Raw genomic sequence first — 19,410 nt, forward strand, 5'->3', positions numbered from 1 at the left:
GCTGGCACGCCTTAGTTCCCGGGCTTCTTTCGCGCCCCTTTCGCGGCGTCCTTCCCCAATACGTTGCGTGCCTGCGTCCCCGCCCCCGCCCGGACTACAATCCCCGCCATGCTGATCGTCATTCCGGGCGCCTTGCCCGCCCTACCCGTGGCCGCCGAACTGGCCAAACTCCTGCCCGAACGCGCGCCCACCCTGCACAGCTGGCTGCAAGCGGGCGCCGCCCGCCCGGCCGCTTTCGATGCGCGCGCCCACGGCTGTACCGCCTTTGAGTCCTGGCAGTTGAACCGCGCCGGCTACACCGCCGAACCCGGTCTGCTGCAAGGCGCGGGCCTGGGGCCGCTGCTCGCGGCCGGTCAAGCCCCGGCGGGCGATTCTGCGGCAGGCGATCCTGCGGCGGGCGACCCTGCGGCGGGCGCTCCCGCGGCGGGCGCCCCCGTCTGGCTCGCCGAACTGGTGCACCTGGCCTTGGGGGCCGATCAGGCCAACCTGCTGGACCCGGACCAGATGGACCTGCGCCCCGAGGAAACCGCTGCCCTGCTCGACACCGCTCGTTCGCTGTTCGACGGCACCGGTTTCACGGTCCAGGCCTTGTCGCCGCAGCGTTGGCGGCTGACGCTGCCCGACGGGCTGCGGCCGCAGACGGCATCGCCCCACGTCGTGGCCGGCCACCGGCTGAATGAGTGGTGGCGCCAGGATGCCGACATGCGTCCGTGGCGCCGGTTGCTGAATGAAATACAGATGGCGTGGCACGAACACCCCGTCAACGACGACCGCGCCGCCCGCGGGCTGCCCCCCGTCAACGCCTTGTGGCTATATGGCGGCGGCAGGCCCTGGCCCATCGCGCCGGCCGGCCCTGAACGGGTGCTGACCGGGCTTGACGCCCCGCAACGCGCAGGCGACTGGTCCGCCTGGCTGGACGCGTTGGCTGAACTGGACGCGCAGCACCTGCGTCCGTTGGCCGGCAAGCAGGGCGTACCGGATACGCCCACTGACCTGCTGCTGTTGGGCGACGACCGCCAAGTCGCCCTGACCCTGAAACCGCGTGGGGGCCTGCTTGGCTTGCTGCCCGCGCCCAAGAAAAACTGGAGCGCCTGGTGGTCTCACCCCGCTTAACGATACGCCCCGCTGACCTGGACGCCTGCCACGTTCTGGAAGCCTCGGGCATTCATCCCCTGCTGGCCCGCCTGTGGGCCTCGCGCGGCGTCACCCATCCCGACCAGACCAAGCTCGCCTGGCCGTCGCTGCTGCCGCCCGCTGGCCTGACGCATTCGGCGCATGCCGCCGGCGTCCTGGCCGACGCCATCCAGGCCGGCAAGAAGCTGCTGATCGTGGCCGACTATGACTGCGACGGCGCCACCGCCTGCGCGGTCGGCCTGCGCGCGCTGTCCGCCATGGGCGCGGATGTTGACTTCCTGGTGCCCAACCGCTTCGAGACCGGCTACGGCCTGTCGCCTGCCGTGGTGGACCTGGCCGTCACGCACCGCAGTGGCAAGCCCGACATCATCATCACCGTCGACAACGGCATCGCCAGCGTGGACGGCGTGGCCGCCGCCAACGCGGCCGGCATCGGCGTAGTCATTACCGACCACCACTTGCCGGGCGACACCCTGCCCGACGCCCTGGCCATCGTGAACCCGAACCAGCCCGGCTGCGGCTTCCCGTCCAAGAACCTGGCGGGCGTCGGCGTCATCTTCTACATGATGCTGGCCTTGCGCGCCGAGCTGCGCCGCCGTGGCGTCTATGCCGCCGACGGCGGCCCGCGCCTGGATGCGCTGTCTGATCTGGTGGCGCTGGGCACGGTCGCCGACGTGGTCAAGCTGGACGCGAACAACCGTCTGCTCGTCACCCAAGGCCTGCAACGCATGCGCAGCGGCCGTCTGCAACCGGGGCTGCGTGCGCTGTTCGCCGTGGCCGGCCGCGAGCCGCGCAGCGCCAACGGTTTCGACCTGGGCTTCGCGCTGGGGCCGCGCATCAACGCGGCGGGCCGTCTGGCCGACATGAGTCTGGGCATCGCCTGCCTGACCACCGACGACGAAGCCCAAGCGCTGGAAATGGCGCGCGAACTCGACAACATCAACCGCGAACGCCGCACCATCGAAGCCGAGATGCGCGAACAGGCGCTGGCCGCCATGGAAGAACCCAACGCGTCAGCGGGCGCCACGGTCTGCGTGTTTGACCCCGGCTGGCACCAGGGCGTGGTGGGCTTGGTGGCGTCGCGCTTGAAGGAGAAATTCTGGCGTCCCACGCTGGCCTTCGCCCCCGCGGGCGACGACGAAATCCGGGGTTCCGGCCGCTCGATTCCCGACGTGCATTTGCGCGACGCGCTGGATCTCGTGTCCAAGCGCCATCCCAACCTGATCCGCAAGTTCGGCGGCCACGCCATGGCAGCCGGCCTGACGCTGGGCCGCGAAGATTTTCCCGCTTTCGCCCCCGCGTTTGACGCGGCCGTGCGTGAGCTGACCGGGCGCGACACCTTCGAACCCGTCATCGAAACCGACGGTTCGCTGGAGTCCGGTTACGCCAATGCTGAAGTGGCCGGCATGCTGCAACAACAGGTGTGGGGCGCGGGCTTTGCCGCGCCGTTGTTCCTGGATGAGTTCACCGTGCGCAACCAGCGCCTGGTCGGTGAAAAGCACTTGAAGCTGTCACTGGAACGCGGCCATCAACGCTTTGACGCCATCTGGTTCGGCCATGATCAGTCGCTGCCCGAACACATTCAGGCCGCGTACCGGCTGGAGCAAAACGTGTGGAACGGGATGGTGTCGGTGCAATTGGTGATTGAACACGCGGGGTGAAAACAAAACGGCGGGGGCTCGTAAAAGCCGCCGCCGGTGTTTTCCAACTGGCCCGAAGCATGACTCCGGGCCGCCCCGTTATTTATTCACCAGCTTGGCTGGCTGCGCCAGCGCCACCAGCGCGCCCACCACCAGGCAGCCTGACAGCATGTACAAGCCGGTGTTCGTCGTGCCGGTCATGTCCTTTAACCAGCCCACCAGATACGGGCTGACAAAGCCCGCCAGGTTGCCCACCGAGTTGATCAGCGCAATGCCGGCCGCCGCCGCCGTGCCACCCAGCAAGGCCGTGGGCAGGCTCCAGAACAGGGGCAGCACCGTGCAGATGCCGATGTTGGCCACCGTCAGCGCCAAAATCGCCAGCACCGTATTGCCGCTCCAGACGGCCGAGAAGAACAGCCCCACCGCGCCGAACAGCGCGGGCAGCGCCACGTGCCAGCGGCGTTCACGCAGCCGATCCGAATTGCGGGAAATCAAGATCATCCCGATCACGGCGAACAGGTTGGGAATTGCCGTCAATAAGCCAATCGCCAGCGGGCTTTGCACGCCCGTACTCTTGATCAGGCTCGGCATCCAGAAGCCCACCCCATACAACCCCATCACGAATGAAAAGTAGATCAGCGCCATCGCCCACACGCGCGGACGCGTCAGCGCGGCGCGAATCGGGGGGTCTTCCTTTTGCTGCTCTTCGGCCGCGATATTGCGGATCAGCACGGCTTTCTCGTTGGCGGTCAGCCACTTGGCTTTGTTGATGCGGTCATCCAGATAGATCAGCACCAGCACCCCGATCAACACCGACGGAATGCCTTCCAGCAGGAACAGCCACTGCCAGCCCGACAAGCCGTGGTCGCCATGGAACGTGGACATGATCCAGCCCGAGATCGGGCCGCCGATCAGCCCGGACATCGGCACCGCCGTCATGAAGAACGTCGTAATGCGCCCGCGCCGTGCAGCCGGATACCAATAGGTCAGATACAGGATGATGCCGGGGAAGAACCCGGCTTCGGCTGCGCCCAGCAGGAAGCGCAACGCGTAGAACATATGCACACTGGTCACGAACATCATGCAGGCGGAAATGATGCCCCACGTGATCATGATGCGCGCGATCCAGATTCGCGCGCCAACCTTATGCAGAATGATGTTGCTGGGAATTTCGAAGATGAAGTAGCCGATGAAGAAAATGCCTGCGCCCAGCCCGTACACCGTTTCGCTGAACTGAAGCTCCTGCAGCATTTGCAGTTTGGCGAAGCCCACGTTCACGCGGTCCAGGTAGGCCACGACGTAGCACACCACCAACAGCGGCACCAGCCGCCAGCCTACCTTGCGGTAGATGCGGTCCTCCTCACTCGCCGGGATCGCCGGCGTGACCCCGGGGGTCATCGTGTTTTCCATCTATGTCTCCTGTCCTCTAGCGGGATAGGCCGGCTGCGTGCCGGCATCTTGCGGCCCCCGCCCCTGATCGGGGACGCAATGGCCGCTGTGTCTAGCCTAGAACCCACGGGTTGACAAAAAACTGAACAACTAAGGCTGATTCGCATCATCCCCACGCAAACCCCTAGAGACCAATCCGTCCCTCTTCTTGCAACACGCGCCCGCGTAGTTGTTCCATCCACGGTAAAATGCCAGGTTTCGCACAAAAGTCATCAGGAATCATCATGGAAGCCGAACGTCAGAACCAGCTCGCAGCCCGCCTCGCCGATTACGCGGAGCGCGAACAGGCTCTACGGAGGTATCTTTGACTACGATGCCAAAGCTGAACGCCTGCACGTTGTAAACGCCGAGCTCGAAGACCCGGCCGTCTGGAACGACCCCAAGCACGCCCAAGACCTGGGCCGTGAAAAGAAAGCCCTGGAAGACGTGGTGGAAACGCTCACCGGTCTGAGCACGGGCCTGGCCGACGCCAATGAATTGTTCGAACTGGCCGCGGCCGACGACGACGATTCCACGCTCGAAGCCATTGAACAAGACGCCGACGGTTTCCAGGCAAAGCTGGAAAACCTTGAATTCCGCCGCATGTTCTCGAACCCGGCCGACCCGTTGAACTGCTTCCTGGACATCCAGGCTGGCGCCGGCGGCACGGAAGCGCAGGACTGGGCGTCGATGCTGTTGCGCCAGTACCTGAAGTACGCCGAGCGCAAGGGCTTCAAGGTTGAAGTGCTGGAAGAATCCGAAGGCGACGTCGCGGGCATCAAGTCGGCCACCATCAAGATGGAAGGCGAATACGCCTTCGGCTACCTGCGCACCGAAACCGGCGTGCACCGCCTGGTCCGCAAGAGCCCGTTCGACTCCTCCGGCGGCCGCCACACGTCGTTCGCCAGCGTGTTCGTGTACCCGGAAGTGGACGAATCGTTCGAAGTTGAAGTGAACCCCGCCGACCTGCGCGTGGACACCTACCGCGCGTCAGGCGCGGGCGGCCAGCACATCAACAAGACCGACTCCGCCGTGCGCCTGACGCACATCCCGACGGGCATCGTCGTGCAGTGCCAGAACGACCGTTCGCAGCACCGCAACCGCGCCGAAGCCATGCAGATGCTGAAGTCCAAGCTCTACGAACTGGAAATGCGCAACCGCATGGCCGAACAGCAGAAGCTGGAAGACTCCAAGACCGATGTGGGCTGGGGCCACCAGATTCGTTCCTACGTGCTGGACCAGAGCCGCATCAAGGACTTGCGCACGAACGTTGAAATTTCCAACACGCAGAAAGTGCTGGACGGCGACCTGGACCCCTTCATCCAGGCCAGCCTGAAGCAAGGCGTCTAAGTTCCGCGATTTTTCCCCTCACCGTACCCAGAGGTCCACGAATGTCTGACACCATCGCAATCCTTACCGGCGCCTCGCGCGGCATCGGCGCCGCCATGGCGCGCGGCCTGGCCAAACCGGGCACGCGCCTGATCACGCTGGCGCGCCGCGAAGACCCCGAGCTGGCCGCCTATGCGCGGTCGCAGGATGTGCAGCTGGAACAATTGTCCGTGGACCTCTCGGACTTGAAGGCGGCTGAAACCGCGGCCGAACGCATCTGCTCGGCCCTGCCGCGCGACGCCAAACGCTATCTGCTCATCAACAATGCGGGCACGGTGCACCCCGTGACCGGCACCGACGCCCTGATCGACAGCGCGGCCATCACCGCCGCCTTCAATCTGAACGTCACCGCCGTCATGCTGCTGACCGCGCGCTTTTTGGCCGCCGTCGAAGACCTGAAGGCCGACCGCCGCGTGCTGAACATTTCCTCCGGCGCGGGCCGCAACCCGAACGCCGGCTGGGGCGTTTACTGCGCCACCAAGGCCGCGCTCGATATGTACTCGCGCGTGGTCAAGCAGGAACAAGGCGCCGACGGCGCGCGCATCGTTGCGCTGGCCCCCGGCATTGTCGACACCGACATGCAGGTCGCCATCCGTTCCAGCGACCCGGAAAGCTTCCCGGCCCTGGCCAAGTTCCAGGACTTCCACGCCACGGGCAAGCTGTCTTCGCCCGCCAATGTGGCCACCCGCATCCTCGCCTACCTGGATCGCGAAGATTTCGGCACGACCGAAATCGACGACATCCGCAATTACGACTGATCCCCCGACCATGACCGACCACTCGACCACTCCGGCCCCCGCCCAGGATGAAAACCGCTTGATCGCCGAACGGCGCGCCAAGCTGGCCAAACTGCGCGAAACCGGGGTCGCGTACCCCAACGATTTCGTTCCGGACGCCCGCGCCGCCGCGCTGCACGACAAGTACGACGGTGAAGAACAGGAAGCCCTGGCCGCCGCCGCCGTTACCGTCAAGGTCGCCGGCCGCATGATGCTCAAGCGCGTCATGGGCAAGGCCAGCTTCGCCACGCTGCAAGACAGCACCGGCCGCATCCAGATCTACCTGGACCGTGGCACGCTGGGCGAAGACAACTACGCCGCGTTCAAGCAATGGGACATCGGCGACATCATCGCGATCGAAGGGTCGGTCTTCAAGACCAACAAGGGCGAACTGTCGGTGCACGCCGCCACGGCTCGCCTGCTGTCGAAGTCGCTGCGCCCGCTGCCGGACAAGTTCCACGGCGTAGCCGACCAGGAACTGCGCTACCGCCAGCGCTACGTTGACCTGATCATGACGGACACCACGCGCCGCACGTTCGAAGCGCGCAGCAAGGCCGTGGGCAGCATCCGCCAGTTCATGCTGAACGCCGGCTTCCTCGAAGTCGAAACGCCCATGCTGCACCCGATTCCGGGCGGCGCTGCGGCCAAGCCGTTCGTCACGCACCACAATGCGCTGGACATGGAAATGTACCTGCGCATCGCGCCCGAGCTCTACCTGAAGCGCCTGATCGTCGGCGGCTTTGAACGCGTGTTCGAAGTCAACCGCAACTTCCGCAACGAAGGCGTCAGCCCGCGTCACAACCCTGAATTCACGATGATGGAGTTCTATGCAGCCTTTGCGGAATACCGCTGGCTCATGGACTTCACCGAAGAGCTGATCCGCCAGGCCGCCATTTCGGCCACCGGCAGCGCCGTGCTGACTTATCAGGAACGCGAACTGGACCTGTCCAAGCCGTTCGACCGCCTGACCATCTGCGAAGCCATTCTGAAGTACGCGCCGGGCTACACCCAGGAACAACTGGACGACGCCACCTTCGTGCGCGCCGAGCTGAAGAAGCTGGGCGCGGACGCTGACGGCCCCGTGCTGTCGCGCGCCGGCCTGGGCGCGCTGCAACTGGCGCTGTTCGAAGAGACGGCCGAAGCCAAGCTCTGGAACCCGACCTACATCATCGACTACCCGGTCGAAGTGTCGCCGCTGGCGCGCGCTTCCGACACGCGCGAAGGCATCACCGAACGCTTCGAACTGTTCATGACGGGCCGCGAAATCGCCAACGGTTTCTCGGAGTTGAACGATCCCGAAGACCAGGCCGAACGCTTCCGCTCGCAAGTCGAAGCCAAGGACGCCGGCGACGAAGAAGCCATGTTCTACGACGCAGACTACATCCGCGCGCTGGAATACGGCATGCCTCCGACGGGCGGCTGCGGCATTGGCATCGACCGCCTGGTCATGCTGCTGACCGACAGCCCCAGCATCCGTGACGTCATCCTCTTCCCGCACCTGCGCCGTGAAGACTAAAGGCCGCAAGGCCACGGCGGCATCATGATCTTCAAGATCCTGATGCTGCTGCTGGTGGTGGCGGGGCTGGTCTACTGGATCAAGCAACCCCGCCGCATCCAGCCGGGCTCGCAGGGCGCGTCTTATGCGCCCGTGCGAGCGCGACGTCCGGTCTTCATTGCGCTGTGCATCGCCGCCGCGATCTCGGCCGTGGCGGCGCTGATGACCGCCCTGCTGTGGATGGGCGGCGTGGCGGGCGGCGTCACCGGTGGCGGCTATCACGGCGAAGCCGATTACCTGCTGACGGTGTCCGGGTCGCTACTGGCGCTGGCTGTCGCCTGCGCCGTCGGCGCCTTCCTCAAGCGCCGGGGCTAAGCCGCCGTTATGCCGCAACGGGCCACGCCCCCGCTCCCGCGGGCAAAGCCGGCAGCGACGCCAACAACATCGCATCAATGAACTCGGCAGGCGCAAGACGCCCGCCGGGCTTGTACCACTGCACCGTCAGGTTCATTGCCCCCAGCACGCAGCGCTTGATGACGCGTGCATCCCCCTGGAGCAGCCCCGCGTCCACCGCGCCCGCCACCGCTGACTGCCACATGGCTTCGTAGTGGTCGCTTAGCGCTTTCACGGCCGCCTGGCTGGGTGCGGACAAGCTGCGCCATTCGTACACCAGCGCGTTCATCGCATCGCCACCCGCGCCTTGCAGCATGCTCCACATGTGCACGCGGAACAGCGCCGCCAGACGATCGGCCGGGGCGTGGTATCGCGCCAGCGCGCGCTCGCCGCCATCGATCACTTCCTGAATGCCGTTGTTCATCACCGCCACCAGAATTTCTTCCTTGCTGCGGAAATGGTGAAACAAGCTGCCGGATTGCAGCCCGACCGCGCGCGCCAGTTCGCGCACCGTGGTGCGCTCATAGCCGTGCTTGCAAAAGAGCCGCCCCGCCGTCAGCACCAGTTCGCGGCGGCGTTCGGAATCGGTGCCTTCGTCGCGCGGCACGGCGGCCACGGTCTTGGTCATGACGCGTCACAGCCTCTGGATAATCGTCGCGGTGGCCATGCCATGGCCGATGCACATCAGCTGCATGCCGATCTCGCCTTCCGTTGCTTCAAGCCCTGTCAGCATCTTGGCCATCAGCCCCGCGCCCGTCGCGCCCAGCGGGTGCCCATGCGCAATCGCGCCGCCCCAGGGATTCACGCGCGACGGCTTGGCGTCCAGCTCGCGCTGCCACGCCAGCACAACGCTGGCGAAGGCTTCGTTGATTTCGATCCAATCGATGTCTTCCAGGCTGAGTCCCGCGCGCGCCAACGCCAGCCGCGTGGCGGGAATCACGCCCGTCAGCTGCATCACCGGGTCAGACCCAACCACCACGCGCGCCAGGAATCGCGCACGCGGACGCAGCCCATCAGCAAGCGCGCAATCGCGGTCGGCCAGCAACACCGCCGCAGCGCCATCCGCCAACTGGCTGGCATTCGCTGCGGTGACGCCGCCCTGCCCCACTGGCCGCATGGCGGGCGCCATGGCGGCCATGCGCGCGGGGTCCGTTTTCTCGCGGATGCCTTCGTCGCGGTGCGCGGCCTCTTGCGGACCCGGCAGCAATTCCGCATGCCACCCGGCACGCGCGGCGGCCCAAGCGCGCGCATGGCTTTCGCGCGCCCACTCGTCCATCGCGGCTTGCGACAGCTGCCAGTGGTCGGCGATGCGTTCCGCGCTTTCAATCTGATGGATCAACGGATAGCGTTCCAGCAGCGCCGGGTTCAGCGATTCAAATCCCTTGAACTCGCCCTGCCCTAGTGTCACGTCCAGGAACATCGGCACGCGGCTCATGCTCTCGACACCGCCCGCCACCACGTAGCGCATATCGCCCGCCGCGATGGCCTGCGCGCCGAAGTGCACCGCCTGTTGGCTGGAGCCGCACATGCGGTTCAACGACACGCCCGGCACGCTTTCCGGCAAGCCGGACAGCATGGCGGCCAACCGCCCGATGTTGGCGCCCTGCTCGCCCGCCTGGCTGACGCAGCCCGCAATCAGATCTTCAACGCGGTCAGCCGGCAAGCCCGCACGCGCCAGCAAACCGTTCACGGTCTGCGCCAACAACGTATCGGGCCGGGTATCGGCCCACCATCCGCCGCGGCGGCCGAATGGCGTGCGCACCGCTTCCACGATCACGGCTTCATTCATGCCATCGTCTCCTCAACGTAGAGCGTTTCGATTTCTTTCGCATACGTGCGATAGATGCTGGCGCGGCGCACCTTCATCGTCGCCGTCACCTCGCCGTCGTCATGATCCAGTTCTTTGGTCAGCAGGTGAAAGCGCTTGATCTGCGCCACCGGGGCCAGCCCGGCATTGGCGCGCGACACTTCCTGCTGCACCAGCTCGCGCACCTGCGCCGATTCGGCCAGCGACCGGAAATGCGTGAACGCAATGCGGCGCGACTCCGCCCACTTGCCCACCGTATCGAACTCCAGCTGGATCAGGGCGGACACGAACTTGCGCCCATCCGCAATCACGATGCATTCCTTCACATAGGGGCTGCCCTTGACCGCGTTCTCGATTTCAGAAGGCGTCAGATTCTTCCCGCCCGCCGTGATCATGATGTCTTTCAGGCGGTCCACGATGCGCACGCGGCCATCCAATTCAGCCACCACGTCACCCGTATGCAACCAGCCATCGCGCACGGTATCGGCCGTGGCGTCGGCATTTTTGTAATAGCCCTGGAAAACCATGTCGCCACGCACCAGCAGTTCGCCCGCGTCGCCCATTTTCCAGTCGACACCCAGAATTGGCTCGCCCACCGTGCCCACCTTCACACGGTCAGGGTGCTGGCCAAAGATCATGCCCGCGGACTCCGTCAGCCCATACACCTCTAGCAGCGGCACCCCCAGATTGCGAAAGTACCGCACCACGTCGGGCGGAATGGGTGCCGCGCCCGTCATTGCCACACGCGCGCGCCGCAAGCCGATGAAGTTCTGCAAAGCGCGCAGCACCAGCCAGTACCACAGCGCATGCGTCAGCCGTTCACCCACGTTGTACTGCGCGGGCGACTTTTCCAGAAACGGCGCGCAGCGCACCAGCGCCTGCCGGTACAGCCATTGCTGTAGCCGGCCCGCTTCCTGCATCTTGATCGAGATCGACGCGTGCAGCTTTTCCCAAATGCGCGGCACGCCCAGGAAGATCGTGGGCGCCACTTCACGCAGGTCTTCCTGCACGGTGCGGATCGACTCCCCAAAATTCACCTGCGACCCCAGATACAACGGCACAAAGGTCGACAGCATCTGCTCGGCCACGTGGCACAGCGGCAGGTAAGACAGATGCACGCTGTGCGCATCCATCGACAACCGGTCCGCGATGCCCGGGGCCACGCCGCGCATATTGCGAAAGCTCAGCATCGCGCCCTTGGGCTTGCCGGTGGAACCCGACGTATAGATCATCAGCCCGGTTTCATCCAGGCCCTGCGCATCCAGCGCGGTGTTCAGCGCAGCAAGCTCGGCGGCCTCGCGCGCCGCGCCATCGGCTTCGATCTCGGCAAAGGTCACGATGCGTTCGCGCTCGGCCGGCGCATACGACCGCAGCCCCTTGGTTTCCATCATCACGATGCGGCGCAAGCGCGGCAGGCGGCTGGCCACTTGCAGCACCTTGTCGGTTTGCTCCTGGTCTTCGCATACGACGAGCTCGACGTCCGCATGCTCCAGCACATAGCCCATTTCTTCGGCGGGGCTGGTGGAATACACGCCCACCGCCACGCCGCCCACGGTGCCCGCCCCCAGCTGCGTCAGCAGCCATTCCACGCGGTTCTCGGACACGATGGCCACGCGGCCGCCGGGGCTCAGGCCCAAGGCGCGCAGCCCCATCCCCACGCGGCAGGCACGCTGCCAATATCCCGCCCAGGTCAGCGGCTTCCAGATGCCAAAATCCTTTTGCCGGATGGCAATGCCGGCGGGCTGCCGCCGCGCCTGCTCGCGCAGCATCTGCGGCAAGGTCAGCTCGGGCCAGACGGCAAGGTCGATGGGGGCAATCATGGTCTTATCCTTCATGACAGCCAGCGCTTGCGGCGCTTGTAGTGCTTGATGTCGCGAAAGCCGCGCGCCTCGCCCGTGCCGCCCACACCCAGATAGAACTCGCGCACGTCCGGGTCGGCGGCGAGCTTGTCGGCAGACCCGTCGATCACCACCTTGCCCGTTTCCATGATGTAGCCGTAATGCGCCACGGCCAGCGCCACCGAGGCGTTCTGTTCAACCAGCAACATCGACACGCCCTGCTCGGCGTTGATGCGCGCGATGATGGAAAAAATGCTCTCCACCAGCATCGGCGACAAACCCAGCGACGGTTCATCCAACAGCATCAGCCGAGGCTGCGCAATMAGCGCCCGGCCAATGGCAAGCATCTGCTGTTCGCCCCCGGACAAATACCCGGCCAGCCCGCGCCGCCGCTCGAACAGGCGCGGGAAATACCCGTAGACCAGATCGAAGTCCACGCGTGCCCCCGGCCTGCCCGTCAGCGCGTAGGTGGCCGCCACCAGGTTCTCTTCCACGGTCAGGTCTTCGAACACGCGCCGCCCTTCCATCACATGCGCCAGCCCCGCGCGCACCAGGTTTTGCGGCTTGGCGCCCGCCGTGTCGCCGCCGTTGTAGACGATGTGCCCGCGCACGAGCGCCCCGTCTTCCAGGTCCAACAAGCCGGACACGGCCTTCAAGGTTGTGGATTTGCCTGCGCCGTTGCTGCCCAACAGCGCCACGATGCTGCCGGCAGGCACCGACAGGGACAGGCCGCGCAACACCTGCACCGCCTTGTTGTAGACGACTTCGATATTGTTGATGTCCAGCACCGCTGCGAGCGGCGCCGTCGTCGTCTGTTGCGCGTCATGTCCCAGGTTCACAGTGGCCTCACTTCAACACGATCCAATCGGACGCCGGCACCATCTGCTTTTGCTTCACGTCAGCGCGATAGATCCGGCCCACCGGAATGGAATTGCCCTTGATTGTGATCGGCACGCCGATCAGCCCGCCCGTGTCAAAGTCCTTGATGCCGTCCAACGCGGCCTTCATGTTGGCGCTGGTCAGTTCCTTGCCGGCGTCCAGCGTACGCTTGGCCACCTCTGAAAACAGCATCGCCGCCAGGAAGCCCTGCATATAGCCCGTGCTTTGATACTGCGGACGCATTTCGCGAATCTTCTTCAGCATCGGCGCGTCGCCTTCGGTGTCGTAGTAGTAGCGGTACGGCATCACGCCCATGAAGCCTTCGGCGTCTTCACCCATCTGCATCACCGTGGAGTTGTCCATGGTCCAGAACGTGCCCATGTAGCGCGTCTTGAGACCCATGCGCTTGCCCTGCCCCACGAATTCGGGAATGGGCGCCAGCACATAGCCGTGGAAGATCGTGAAGTCAGGGTCAGCGCGGCGCAGCTTGATGACTTCAGTGGATACATCAACGCTGCCCGGCGGCGTCATGATCTCGGTGGCGACTTTCAGCCCGAGCTTTTCAGCCACCGCGCGCGAACTCGCGATGGGGTCGCGGCCGAACTCGGTATCGGAATACACGAACGCGACTTTCGCGCCCGGCTGTTCCTTGGCGATGTAGCGCAGCAGAATGCCGAACATCTCGGTGTAGTCCGGCCCCAGCATGAACTGCGCGGGATACTTGGCCGGGTCGTTCAGCTCAGTCGCGAACGATGCGCCCGTCATCAGGATGTCGCCCGTGCGGTTCAGTTCGGCGTTGATGGTCTTCGAAAAACCGGTCGAGTCCCCGTAGTAGAAATTCACCTTGTTCTGGCTGGTGATCTTCTTGAACGCGGCTACCGACGCATCCACCTTGTAGGCCGTGTCCTCAGGCACGTAGCGCAGCTTGCGGCCCTTGATGCCGCCCTGGTCGTTGATGATCTTCACGTAGTCGGTGATGCCCGCGTGAATGCCCTGGCCCGCGAAGGCGAACACGCCGCTTAGCGGAATTGACCCGCCCAGCACCAGGTCGTCCGCGGCCTGCGCCGCGGGCGCCGCCGCCAATGCCGCCGCCAGGCCCAATGGGGCCAACAACTTCGATAAACCGCTGCCTATCCGGATGCGCTTCATGATGTGTCTCCTTGGGTCTTATGGGTATTGCAGTCGGCCAGTCAGCGCTCAGGTCCGGAAAGGCCACAGGTGGAAGAAGCGGCGCACTCGCCGCCAGATTTCCGCGAGCCCATGCGGCTCGAAGATCAGAAAGCCCACAATCAGCAGGCCGAAAACAATGGTGCGCACGGGCGACACCAGCCGCAGCGCATCGCCGCCCACCGGCAGCCAGCCCACGATCAGCTTCAACAATTCCGGCACCATCGTCATGAAGATGGCGCCCAGGATGGAGCCCAATATCGACCCCATGCCGCCTACGATGATCGCGGCCAGAAAGAAGATCGACATGATCAGCGGAAAGCTCTCGGGCGTGACGACGCGAAAGAAATACGCCCACAGGCCGCCCGCCACCCCCGCGTAAAACGACGACAAGCCAAACGACAGCAGCTTGTAGTGCAGCAGCCGGATGCCCAGCACTTCGGCCGAGATATCGCGGTCACGGATGGCGATAAAGGCGCGCCCGATGCGCGTGCGGAACAGGTTGGCTGCGCCCAGCACCATCAGCACCGTCACAGGCACAATCAGCCAATAGATCTTGAACGAGGTGTCCAGGTCCACCCCCAACAGCCGTGCTGGCGGCACTTGCAAGCCGCTCGTGCCGCCCGTGAATTGCCAGTTGGCGAAAATGAAATGCGCGATGAACGAGGCGGCAATCGTGGCAATGGCCAGGTACAGCCCCTTCACCCGCAGCGAGGGAATGCCGACCAGCAGCCCGCCCAGCATCGCCACCACGCCGCCGCCCAGCAGATTGACCAGCACCGGTGTCCCCAGGCGCAGCTCCATCACGGCCACGGTGTATGCGCCCAAGCCCATGAAGGCCGCCTGCCCCAGGCTGACCAGCCCGGTGTAGCCCGTCAGAATATTCAGCCCGGTCGCGCTGGCGATGTTGATCGCCACCAGGCAGGCCAGGTACAGCCAGTACGCGTCGGCCACGAACGGGAACAGCACGAGGGACGCCGCCAGCAACGCCAGCCACACATGCTGCGTGCGCGTATCGAATAGCGCTTCGTCGGCCAGGTACGTCTGCTTTGCAGTGGCGATGCGCATGGGTCAGAGCCTCTCGATTTCACGGGTGCCGAACAGGCCGTAGGGCCTGACCATCAGCACCACTACCAATACGATGAACGTGGCCAGCAGCTTGAACTCGCCGCCCAGGTACGCCCCCGCCCACGCCTCCAGCAAGCCGATGAACACGCCGCCCACCAAGGCGCCCGCCACGCTATCCAGCCCGCCCACGATCACGACCACCAGCACCGACAAGCCAAACACGCCCATCGATGACGAGATGCCGCCAATCGCACCCACGATCACGCCCGACACCGCCGCCAACGCACCCGCCGCCACCCAGGCCAACGAGAACACGCGCGGCACGTTGATGCCCATCGCATACGCCGCGCCTTGGTCAGACGCCGTCGCGCGCAAGGCCACGCCGCCGCGCCAGTAGCGAAACACCACCAGCACCAGCAAGGCCAGCACCACCGCCACCCAGAATCCGTAGAACACCTTGGGCGCCACAAAGGCTTCGCCCACCATCACGGGTGAGCGCGGCATGAACTCGGGCAAGCGGCGTTGGTCGGCAGTCCAGATCAGTTCCACCACGCCCACCAGAATGGACGCCAGCCCCACCGTCACCATGAATACCGAAATCGGCGCTTCGCCCAACATGGGCCGTATCGTCAACCGCTCGACCAGCGCGCCCAAGGCGCCTGACACCACCACGGCGCCCACGATCGCCAGCCAGATCGGCCATTCCATGCCGGTGGCAAAGGCATAGAACACATAGGCGCCCAGCATCAGGAATTCGCCGATGGCGATGTTCACCACGCGCGTCGCCTTGTAGACGATCACGAACGCCAGCGCCGCCAGCGCATACAAGCCGCCGCTGCCCAAGCCGGCCAGCGTGACTTCCAGAAAGAACAGCATGTCCATCAGGCAGCCTCCCGCAAGCGGCGGCGCAGGTCGCCCACATCACCCGCTCCCAGATATGCCTTGATGACTTCCGGGTTCGCTTGGACCTGGCTGGGCGTGCCATCGGCAATGACCTGCCCAAAGTTCAGCACGACCACGTGGTCCGACAGGTCCATCACCATGCCCATGTCGTGCTCCACCATCAGCACCGTCACGCCCCACTCAGAACGCGCGTCCAGGATGAAGCGCGCCATGTCGTCGGTTTCTTCGCGATTCATGCCGGCTACCGGCTCGTCCAGCATCAGCACTTTGGGGTTCATGGCCAGCGCGCGCGCCAGTTCCACGCGCTTTTGCAGCCCATACGACAAGGCCGCGACGGGTGCGTGGCGGATGTGGTCGATTTCAAGAAAATCGATGATGCGTTCTTCGATGTCGGCCCGCAGCGCCATCTCTTCGCGGCGCGCGCGGCCCAGGTAGAACAAGGCGTCCAGCACATTGGTGCGCAGATGCGCGTGGCGGCCCAGCTTGATGTTGTCCAGCACCGTCATGCCGCGAAACAGCGCAATGTTCTGAAAGCTGCGCGCCAAGCCCAGCTTGGCGCGTGCAGGCGCCGCGACACGCGTAATGTCGCGCCCTTCAAAGCGGATCTGCCCGGCGGCGGGTTTATAGAACCCGGAAATGGTGTTGAACAGCGAGGTCTTGCCGGCGCCATTGGGGCCGATGACCGTGGTGATGGAACCCGGCGCCACGCGAAAGCCCACGCCCGTCAGCGCTTTGACCCCGCCAAACGCCAAGGTAACCCCATCCACCTCCAGCAAGGGAGGTTGCTCGGACTGATCCACCATTTGTCTCCTCGCTGAATGATCGCGAAGTTTTTTTGCCGCCTTGGGCGGACATTTTTTAAGACGATGAATCAGGCGACCCGCGAGCCAGGAGATGCAACGAACCTGTCTTTACCTTTGCCTGTTCAGCGCCGGAAAATCGTTCATGCGGTACTGCGATGCGTTACGCTAAGCGTGCTCAAAACAAAACCAAGCAAGCGCTCGGTTCAGACCATAGCATCGCGGTTTTTGGATCGACAGTTGGTACTTACCCGATAACGGAGACACGCCATGACCCAAGGACTTCCCACGTTTCAGACGGTGCTGCTGGAGGCCGAAGGCACTCTTGCGACCGTCACGCTGAACCGCGCCGACACGCTCAACGCCATTGATGTCGCCATGGCGCGCGACCTGCAACGCGCCGCCCAATGGCTGGAAACCCGCAAGGAAATTCGCGTGGTGCGTTTGCGCGCGTCGGGCAAAGCCTTCTGCGCGGGCGGCGACATCAGCATGTTCACGGGCGCGCCGGATGACGTGCGCAACACGCTCTTGGACTTGTTCACGCCGCTGAATGATTTCATCTCGCGCATCGGCCGCATGAACAAGGTCTGGCTGGCCGAAGTGCATGGTGTGGCGGCGGGCGCGGGGTTGTCGCTGGTGCTGGCGTGCGACCTGGCCATCGCCGATGCGGGCACGCGCTTCATGACCGCCTATCTCAAACTTGGCGCCACGCCGGACGCCGGCATGACGCACGGGCTGGCACGCGTACTGGGTCCCAAGCGCGCGCTGGACTTGCTGCTGCGCCACGACGCCTTCACCGCCAGCGACGCGCAGGCCTGGGGCATCATCACGCGCGTGGCGCCTGCGGGAGAACTCAGCGTTGCGGCAGAACAATATGCGGTGGACCTTGCCCGCCACGCGCCGCATGGCATCGCCGGCGCGAAGGACCTGCTGCGCTCGGCTGCGCACGCCACATTGGAAACCCAGCTGGCGGACGAGACCGCGCGCTTTCTGGATTCCGCGCGGCGCGCCGACTTCGCGGAAGGCGTGCAAGCGTTCCGGGAAAAACGGGCGCCGGCGTTCAAGGGTGAATAAGGAATCGGAACGGCCGATGAAGGCCGATCATCATCGATCACCTCTCACCCGGGTAATAGCCAGATCAGATCAGCCCGGCGCGCTTTTCCACGGCTTGCGCCCAGCGCCGCGCCACCGTCGGCGACGTTGCGCACGTGGCCGACTCCGTCACCACGCGCACGGCGCGTTCCAGCAGCTGGATATCCGCTTCATGCTGACGCGCCACATGCGGGTCTTCAAAGAAGATCACGCGCTGGCATTGATGCTCCAGCACCAGCTCGGCAATCTGCGCGTCGCCGCCCAGCGGCCCGCTCAGGTAACGATGCACCCACGGCGTATCCTTCGGCCAGCCGCGCGACCACGCCAGCTCGTTCAGGCGCCCGCCGGTGGTGCCGGTGGCGACACGCCGCGCAAACTGCGACAGCACATCAAAGTGCTCGCTGGCGAACGCCACCATCTCGTCTTTGAGCGCATCGTGGGCGATCATCGCCAGCGTCTGGCCCGCAAAATTAAAGAGGCGCGATGCCGACGCATCGGGCGCGAGCCCGGCATGCACACGTTCGACTTCCATCCATTCGATGGCGCCCGCCAGCGTCGAGATAAACGGCCGGCCATGCGTGATGCACTGACGCTTCAGCGCCAACGCTTCGGGGAAAATCGACGACGGGTCCACCGGATCAATCAGATAGATGGCGCCATCAAACGGCGCCTGCCCATCGCGGCCTTCGGTGACGCGCGCCACCAGCTTCATCAAGCCGCCTTCGCGCCCATACGGGTAGCGCACCAGGCCGCTATAGCCTTGCAGCATGCCTTCGCGCACGATGGCGTCGTGCGTGCGGCCAACGGTGTGCAGCTGCACACCCATCTCGCGAATGGTGGACGAACAGGCCCGCAACCAGGTGAACAGCGCGGCATCGGGAGTTTCGTGGTGCAGTCGATTGGCGGCCAGGCCAAAACGCAATTGGGCAGCGGGCATCGGTAGACTCAGGCAAATAGGAACACAACAATCGGACCCCTGATAATACCGTGGCCATGAAGGCCGCGGCATCGCAGGCGCCAAAACAAAACGCTCCCCGTAGGGAGCGTTTTTGCCAGCGGGTCAGTCCGCTTCGTCGATCCAGGCCATCTGAATGGCTTCCAGGATCTTCTCGCCACAGTGGGCGGGGTCATCGCTGAAATCCGGCAAGGCCATGACCCATTCGCGCAGCTGCGTGAAACGCAGCGTCTTCGGGTCCACGTCAGGGTGCGTGTCGACCAGCGCGGCCGCAATCTCGTAGGTATCGGTCCACTTCATCAATGGCCCTCTTTCGCGTGGTTGATGGTGTACTTGGGAATCTCGACCGTCAGGTCGGTATCGGTCACCAGCGCCTGGCACGACAAGCGCGACGTCGGCGTCAGGCCCCAGGCCTTGTCCAGCAAATCTTCTTCGTCGTCCGTCGCGTCTTCCAGCGCGGAATAGCCTTGCTTGATCACCACGTGACAGGTCGTGCACGCGCACGACAACTCGCACGCGTGTTCGATGTCGATGTGGTTATCCAGCAGAACGCGGCAGATCGACACGCCCTTGGGCGCGTCTTCGATCACGGCGCCTTCGGGGCAGTAATCGGGATGAGGCAATACAGTCAGTTTCGGCATAACTT

The 19,410-nt window shown here is 64.7% G+C and carries 19 protein-coding genes; 7 read left to right on the forward strand and 12 right to left on the reverse strand.

Going from position 1 to position 19,410, the window contains the following annotated elements:
* The first annotated feature begins 108 nt into the window (after positions 1-108).
* Together AC1DB0_RS02995 and recJ are read left to right on the forward strand one after the other, a co-directional pair.
* Positions 109-1,113: a hypothetical protein gene (locus AC1DB0_RS02995; protein ID WP_476756599.1), complete on the forward strand. Its 1,005-nt coding sequence runs from the start codon at positions 109-111 to the stop codon at positions 1,111-1,113.
* Positions 1,095-2,795 (forward strand): single-stranded-DNA-specific exonuclease RecJ, encoded by a 1,701-nt coding sequence (gene recJ / locus AC1DB0_RS03000; protein WP_476756598.1) that lies wholly within the window; start codon positions 1,095-1,097, stop codon positions 2,793-2,795. The genes AC1DB0_RS02995 and recJ overlap by 19 nt, the downstream gene beginning before the upstream one ends.
* A 78-nt stretch (positions 2,796-2,873) precedes the next feature.
* Here recJ and AC1DB0_RS03005 read toward each other — a convergent pair whose 3' ends face one another.
* The gene (locus AC1DB0_RS03005; RefSeq protein ID WP_054425182.1) at positions 2,874-4,184 is read right to left on the reverse strand and encodes an MFS transporter; all 1,311 of its coding nucleotides are present in this window, start codon (positions 4,182-4,184) and stop codon (positions 2,874-2,876) included.
* Between the two features lie 263 nt (positions 4,185-4,447).
* On the opposite strand from AC1DB0_RS03005, the gene prfB reads away from it, so the two are divergent.
* From prfB to AC1DB0_RS03025, 4 genes are all read left to right on the forward strand, one after another.
* Positions 4,448-5,552 (forward strand): peptide chain release factor 2 gene (gene prfB, locus AC1DB0_RS03010; protein WP_476758597.1). Its coding sequence is split into 2 segments (ribosomal slippage): positions 4,448-4,528 and positions 4,530-5,552, totalling 1,104 coding nucleotides; the frame shifts between segments, so codons are not numbered across the junction.
* 41 nt (positions 5,553-5,593) lie between these two features.
* Entirely contained in the window at positions 5,594-6,349 is a 756-nt protein-coding gene (locus AC1DB0_RS03015) for an SDR family oxidoreductase (protein WP_054425178.1), read from the forward strand.
* Between the two features lie 10 nt (positions 6,350-6,359).
* Positions 6,360-7,883, forward strand: coding sequence for a lysine--tRNA ligase (gene lysS / locus AC1DB0_RS03020; protein ID WP_476756596.1), 1,524 nt, complete (start codon positions 6,360-6,362; stop codon positions 7,881-7,883).
* 24 nt (positions 7,884-7,907) lie between these two features.
* The gene (locus AC1DB0_RS03025; RefSeq protein WP_175169273.1) at positions 7,908-8,237 is read left to right on the forward strand and encodes a preprotein translocase subunit TatB; all 330 of its coding nucleotides are present in this window, start codon (positions 7,908-7,910) and stop codon (positions 8,235-8,237) included.
* Between the two features lie 7 nt (positions 8,238-8,244).
* Here the strand turns inward: AC1DB0_RS03025 and AC1DB0_RS03030 are convergent, their stop codons facing one another.
* Genes AC1DB0_RS03030 through AC1DB0_RS03065 form a run of 8 tightly spaced genes read right to left on the reverse strand, consistent with a single transcriptional unit; the run spans position 8,245 to position 16,720 of the window.
* Positions 8,245-8,883, reverse strand: coding sequence for a TetR/AcrR family transcriptional regulator (locus tag AC1DB0_RS03030; RefSeq protein WP_054425172.1), 639 nt, complete (start codon positions 8,881-8,883; stop codon positions 8,245-8,247).
* A gap of 6 nt (positions 8,884-8,889) precedes the next feature.
* Positions 8,890-10,044, reverse strand: coding sequence for a thiolase family protein (locus tag AC1DB0_RS03035; RefSeq protein ID WP_476756595.1), 1,155 nt, complete (start codon positions 10,042-10,044; stop codon positions 8,890-8,892).
* The gene (locus AC1DB0_RS03040; RefSeq protein WP_476756594.1) at positions 10,041-11,897 is read right to left on the reverse strand and encodes an AMP-dependent synthetase/ligase; all 1,857 of its coding nucleotides are present in this window, start codon (positions 11,895-11,897) and stop codon (positions 10,041-10,043) included. The genes AC1DB0_RS03035 and AC1DB0_RS03040 overlap by 4 nt, the downstream gene beginning before the upstream one ends.
* Entirely contained in the window at positions 11,894-12,688 is a 795-nt protein-coding gene (locus AC1DB0_RS03045; protein WP_054425593.1) for an ABC transporter ATP-binding protein, read from the reverse strand. Before AC1DB0_RS03045 ends, AC1DB0_RS03040 begins: the two co-directional genes overlap by 4 nt.
* Before the next feature lie 58 nt (positions 12,689-12,746).
* Positions 12,747-13,928 (reverse strand): ABC transporter substrate-binding protein, encoded by a 1,182-nt coding sequence (locus tag AC1DB0_RS03050; RefSeq protein WP_346550433.1) that lies wholly within the window; start codon positions 13,926-13,928, stop codon positions 12,747-12,749.
* Positions 13,929-13,976: 48 nt separating this feature from the next.
* Complete coding sequence (locus AC1DB0_RS03055; RefSeq protein WP_427948588.1) at positions 13,977-15,014, reverse strand: branched-chain amino acid ABC transporter permease; 1,038 nt, start codon at positions 15,012-15,014, stop codon at positions 13,977-13,979.
* Between the two features lie 3 nt (positions 15,015-15,017).
* Positions 15,018-15,896, reverse strand: a complete 879-nt coding sequence (locus AC1DB0_RS03060) for a branched-chain amino acid ABC transporter permease (protein ID WP_054425163.1) — start codon at positions 15,894-15,896, stop codon at positions 15,018-15,020.
* On the reverse strand, positions 15,896-16,720 hold the full coding sequence (locus AC1DB0_RS03065) for an ABC transporter ATP-binding protein (RefSeq protein WP_054425161.1): 825 nt from the start codon (positions 16,718-16,720) through the stop codon (positions 15,896-15,898). Before AC1DB0_RS03065 ends, AC1DB0_RS03060 begins: the two co-directional genes overlap by 1 nt.
* 267 nt (positions 16,721-16,987) lie before the next feature.
* Here AC1DB0_RS03065 and AC1DB0_RS03070 point away from each other — a divergent pair, with 267 nt between their 5' ends.
* On the forward strand, positions 16,988-17,791 hold the full coding sequence (locus AC1DB0_RS03070) for an enoyl-CoA hydratase/isomerase family protein (RefSeq protein WP_447982026.1): 804 nt from the start codon (positions 16,988-16,990) through the stop codon (positions 17,789-17,791).
* A 64-nt stretch (positions 17,792-17,855) separates the two neighbouring features.
* On the opposite strand, the gene AC1DB0_RS03075 is transcribed toward AC1DB0_RS03070, so the two are convergent.
* The 3 genes from AC1DB0_RS03075 to fdx form a co-directional block, all read right to left on the reverse strand.
* Positions 17,856-18,746: a methylglyoxal synthase gene (locus AC1DB0_RS03075; RefSeq protein ID WP_342065884.1), complete on the reverse strand. Its 891-nt coding sequence runs from the start codon at positions 18,744-18,746 to the stop codon at positions 17,856-17,858.
* A gap of 123 nt (positions 18,747-18,869) precedes the next feature.
* Positions 18,870-19,064, reverse strand: a complete 195-nt coding sequence (gene iscX, locus AC1DB0_RS03080; RefSeq protein ID WP_054425153.1) for a Fe-S cluster assembly protein IscX — start codon at positions 19,062-19,064, stop codon at positions 18,870-18,872.
* Positions 19,064-19,405, reverse strand: a complete 342-nt coding sequence (gene fdx, locus AC1DB0_RS03085) for an ISC system 2Fe-2S type ferredoxin (RefSeq protein ID WP_006225293.1) — start codon at positions 19,403-19,405, stop codon at positions 19,064-19,066. Before fdx ends, iscX begins: the two co-directional genes overlap by 1 nt.
* Positions 19,406-19,410: the final 5 nt, after the last annotated feature.

The sequence above is a fragment of the Achromobacter sp. 10T422 genome (assembly GCF_056394065.1).

Excerpts from the sequence above, each read along its gene's own strand:
- AC1DB0_RS03075 (WP_342065884.1), bottom strand. The coding sequence starts at position 18,746 with ATGCCCGCTGCCCAATTGCGTTTTGGCCTGGCCGCCAATCGACTGCAC.
- AC1DB0_RS03070 (WP_447982026.1), top strand. The coding sequence starts at position 16,988 with ATGACCCAAGGACTTCCCACGTTTCAGACGGTGCTGCTGGAGGCCGAA.
- AC1DB0_RS03015 (WP_054425178.1), top strand. The coding sequence starts at position 5,594 with ATGTCTGACACCATCGCAATCCTTACCGGCGCCTCGCGCGGCATCGGC.
- iscX (WP_054425153.1), bottom strand. The coding sequence starts at position 19,064 with ATGAAGTGGACCGATACCTACGAGATTGCGGCCGCGCTGGTCGACACG.
- AC1DB0_RS03055 (WP_427948588.1), bottom strand. The coding sequence starts at position 15,014 with ATGCGCATCGCCACTGCAAAGCAGACGTACCTGGCCGACGAAGCGCTA.
- AC1DB0_RS02995 (WP_476756599.1), top strand. The coding sequence starts at position 109 with ATGCTGATCGTCATTCCGGGCGCCTTGCCCGCCCTACCCGTGGCCGCC.
- AC1DB0_RS03050 (WP_346550433.1), bottom strand. The coding sequence starts at position 13,928 with ATGAAGCGCATCCGGATAGGCAGCGGTTTATCGAAGTTGTTGGCCCCA.
- AC1DB0_RS03030 (WP_054425172.1), bottom strand. The coding sequence starts at position 8,883 with ATGACCAAGACCGTGGCCGCCGTGCCGCGCGACGAAGGCACCGATTCC.
- AC1DB0_RS03060 (WP_054425163.1), bottom strand. The coding sequence starts at position 15,896 with ATGGACATGCTGTTCTTTCTGGAAGTCACGCTGGCCGGCTTGGGCAGC.
- AC1DB0_RS03035 (WP_476756595.1), bottom strand. The coding sequence starts at position 10,044 with ATGAATGAAGCCGTGATCGTGGAAGCGGTGCGCACGCCATTCGGCCGC.
- lysS (WP_476756596.1), top strand. The coding sequence starts at position 6,360 with ATGACCGACCACTCGACCACTCCGGCCCCCGCCCAGGATGAAAACCGC.
- AC1DB0_RS03025 (WP_175169273.1), top strand. The coding sequence starts at position 7,908 with ATGATCTTCAAGATCCTGATGCTGCTGCTGGTGGTGGCGGGGCTGGTC.
- fdx (WP_006225293.1), bottom strand. The coding sequence starts at position 19,405 with ATGCCGAAACTGACTGTATTGCCTCATCCCGATTACTGCCCCGAAGGC.
- AC1DB0_RS03005 (WP_054425182.1), bottom strand. The coding sequence starts at position 4,184 with ATGGAAAACACGATGACCCCCGGGGTCACGCCGGCGATCCCGGCGAGT.
- AC1DB0_RS03065 (WP_054425161.1), bottom strand. The coding sequence starts at position 16,720 with ATGGTGGATCAGTCCGAGCAACCTCCCTTGCTGGAGGTGGATGGGGTT.
- AC1DB0_RS03040 (WP_476756594.1), bottom strand. The coding sequence starts at position 11,897 with ATGAAGGATAAGACCATGATTGCCCCCATCGACCTTGCCGTCTGGCCC.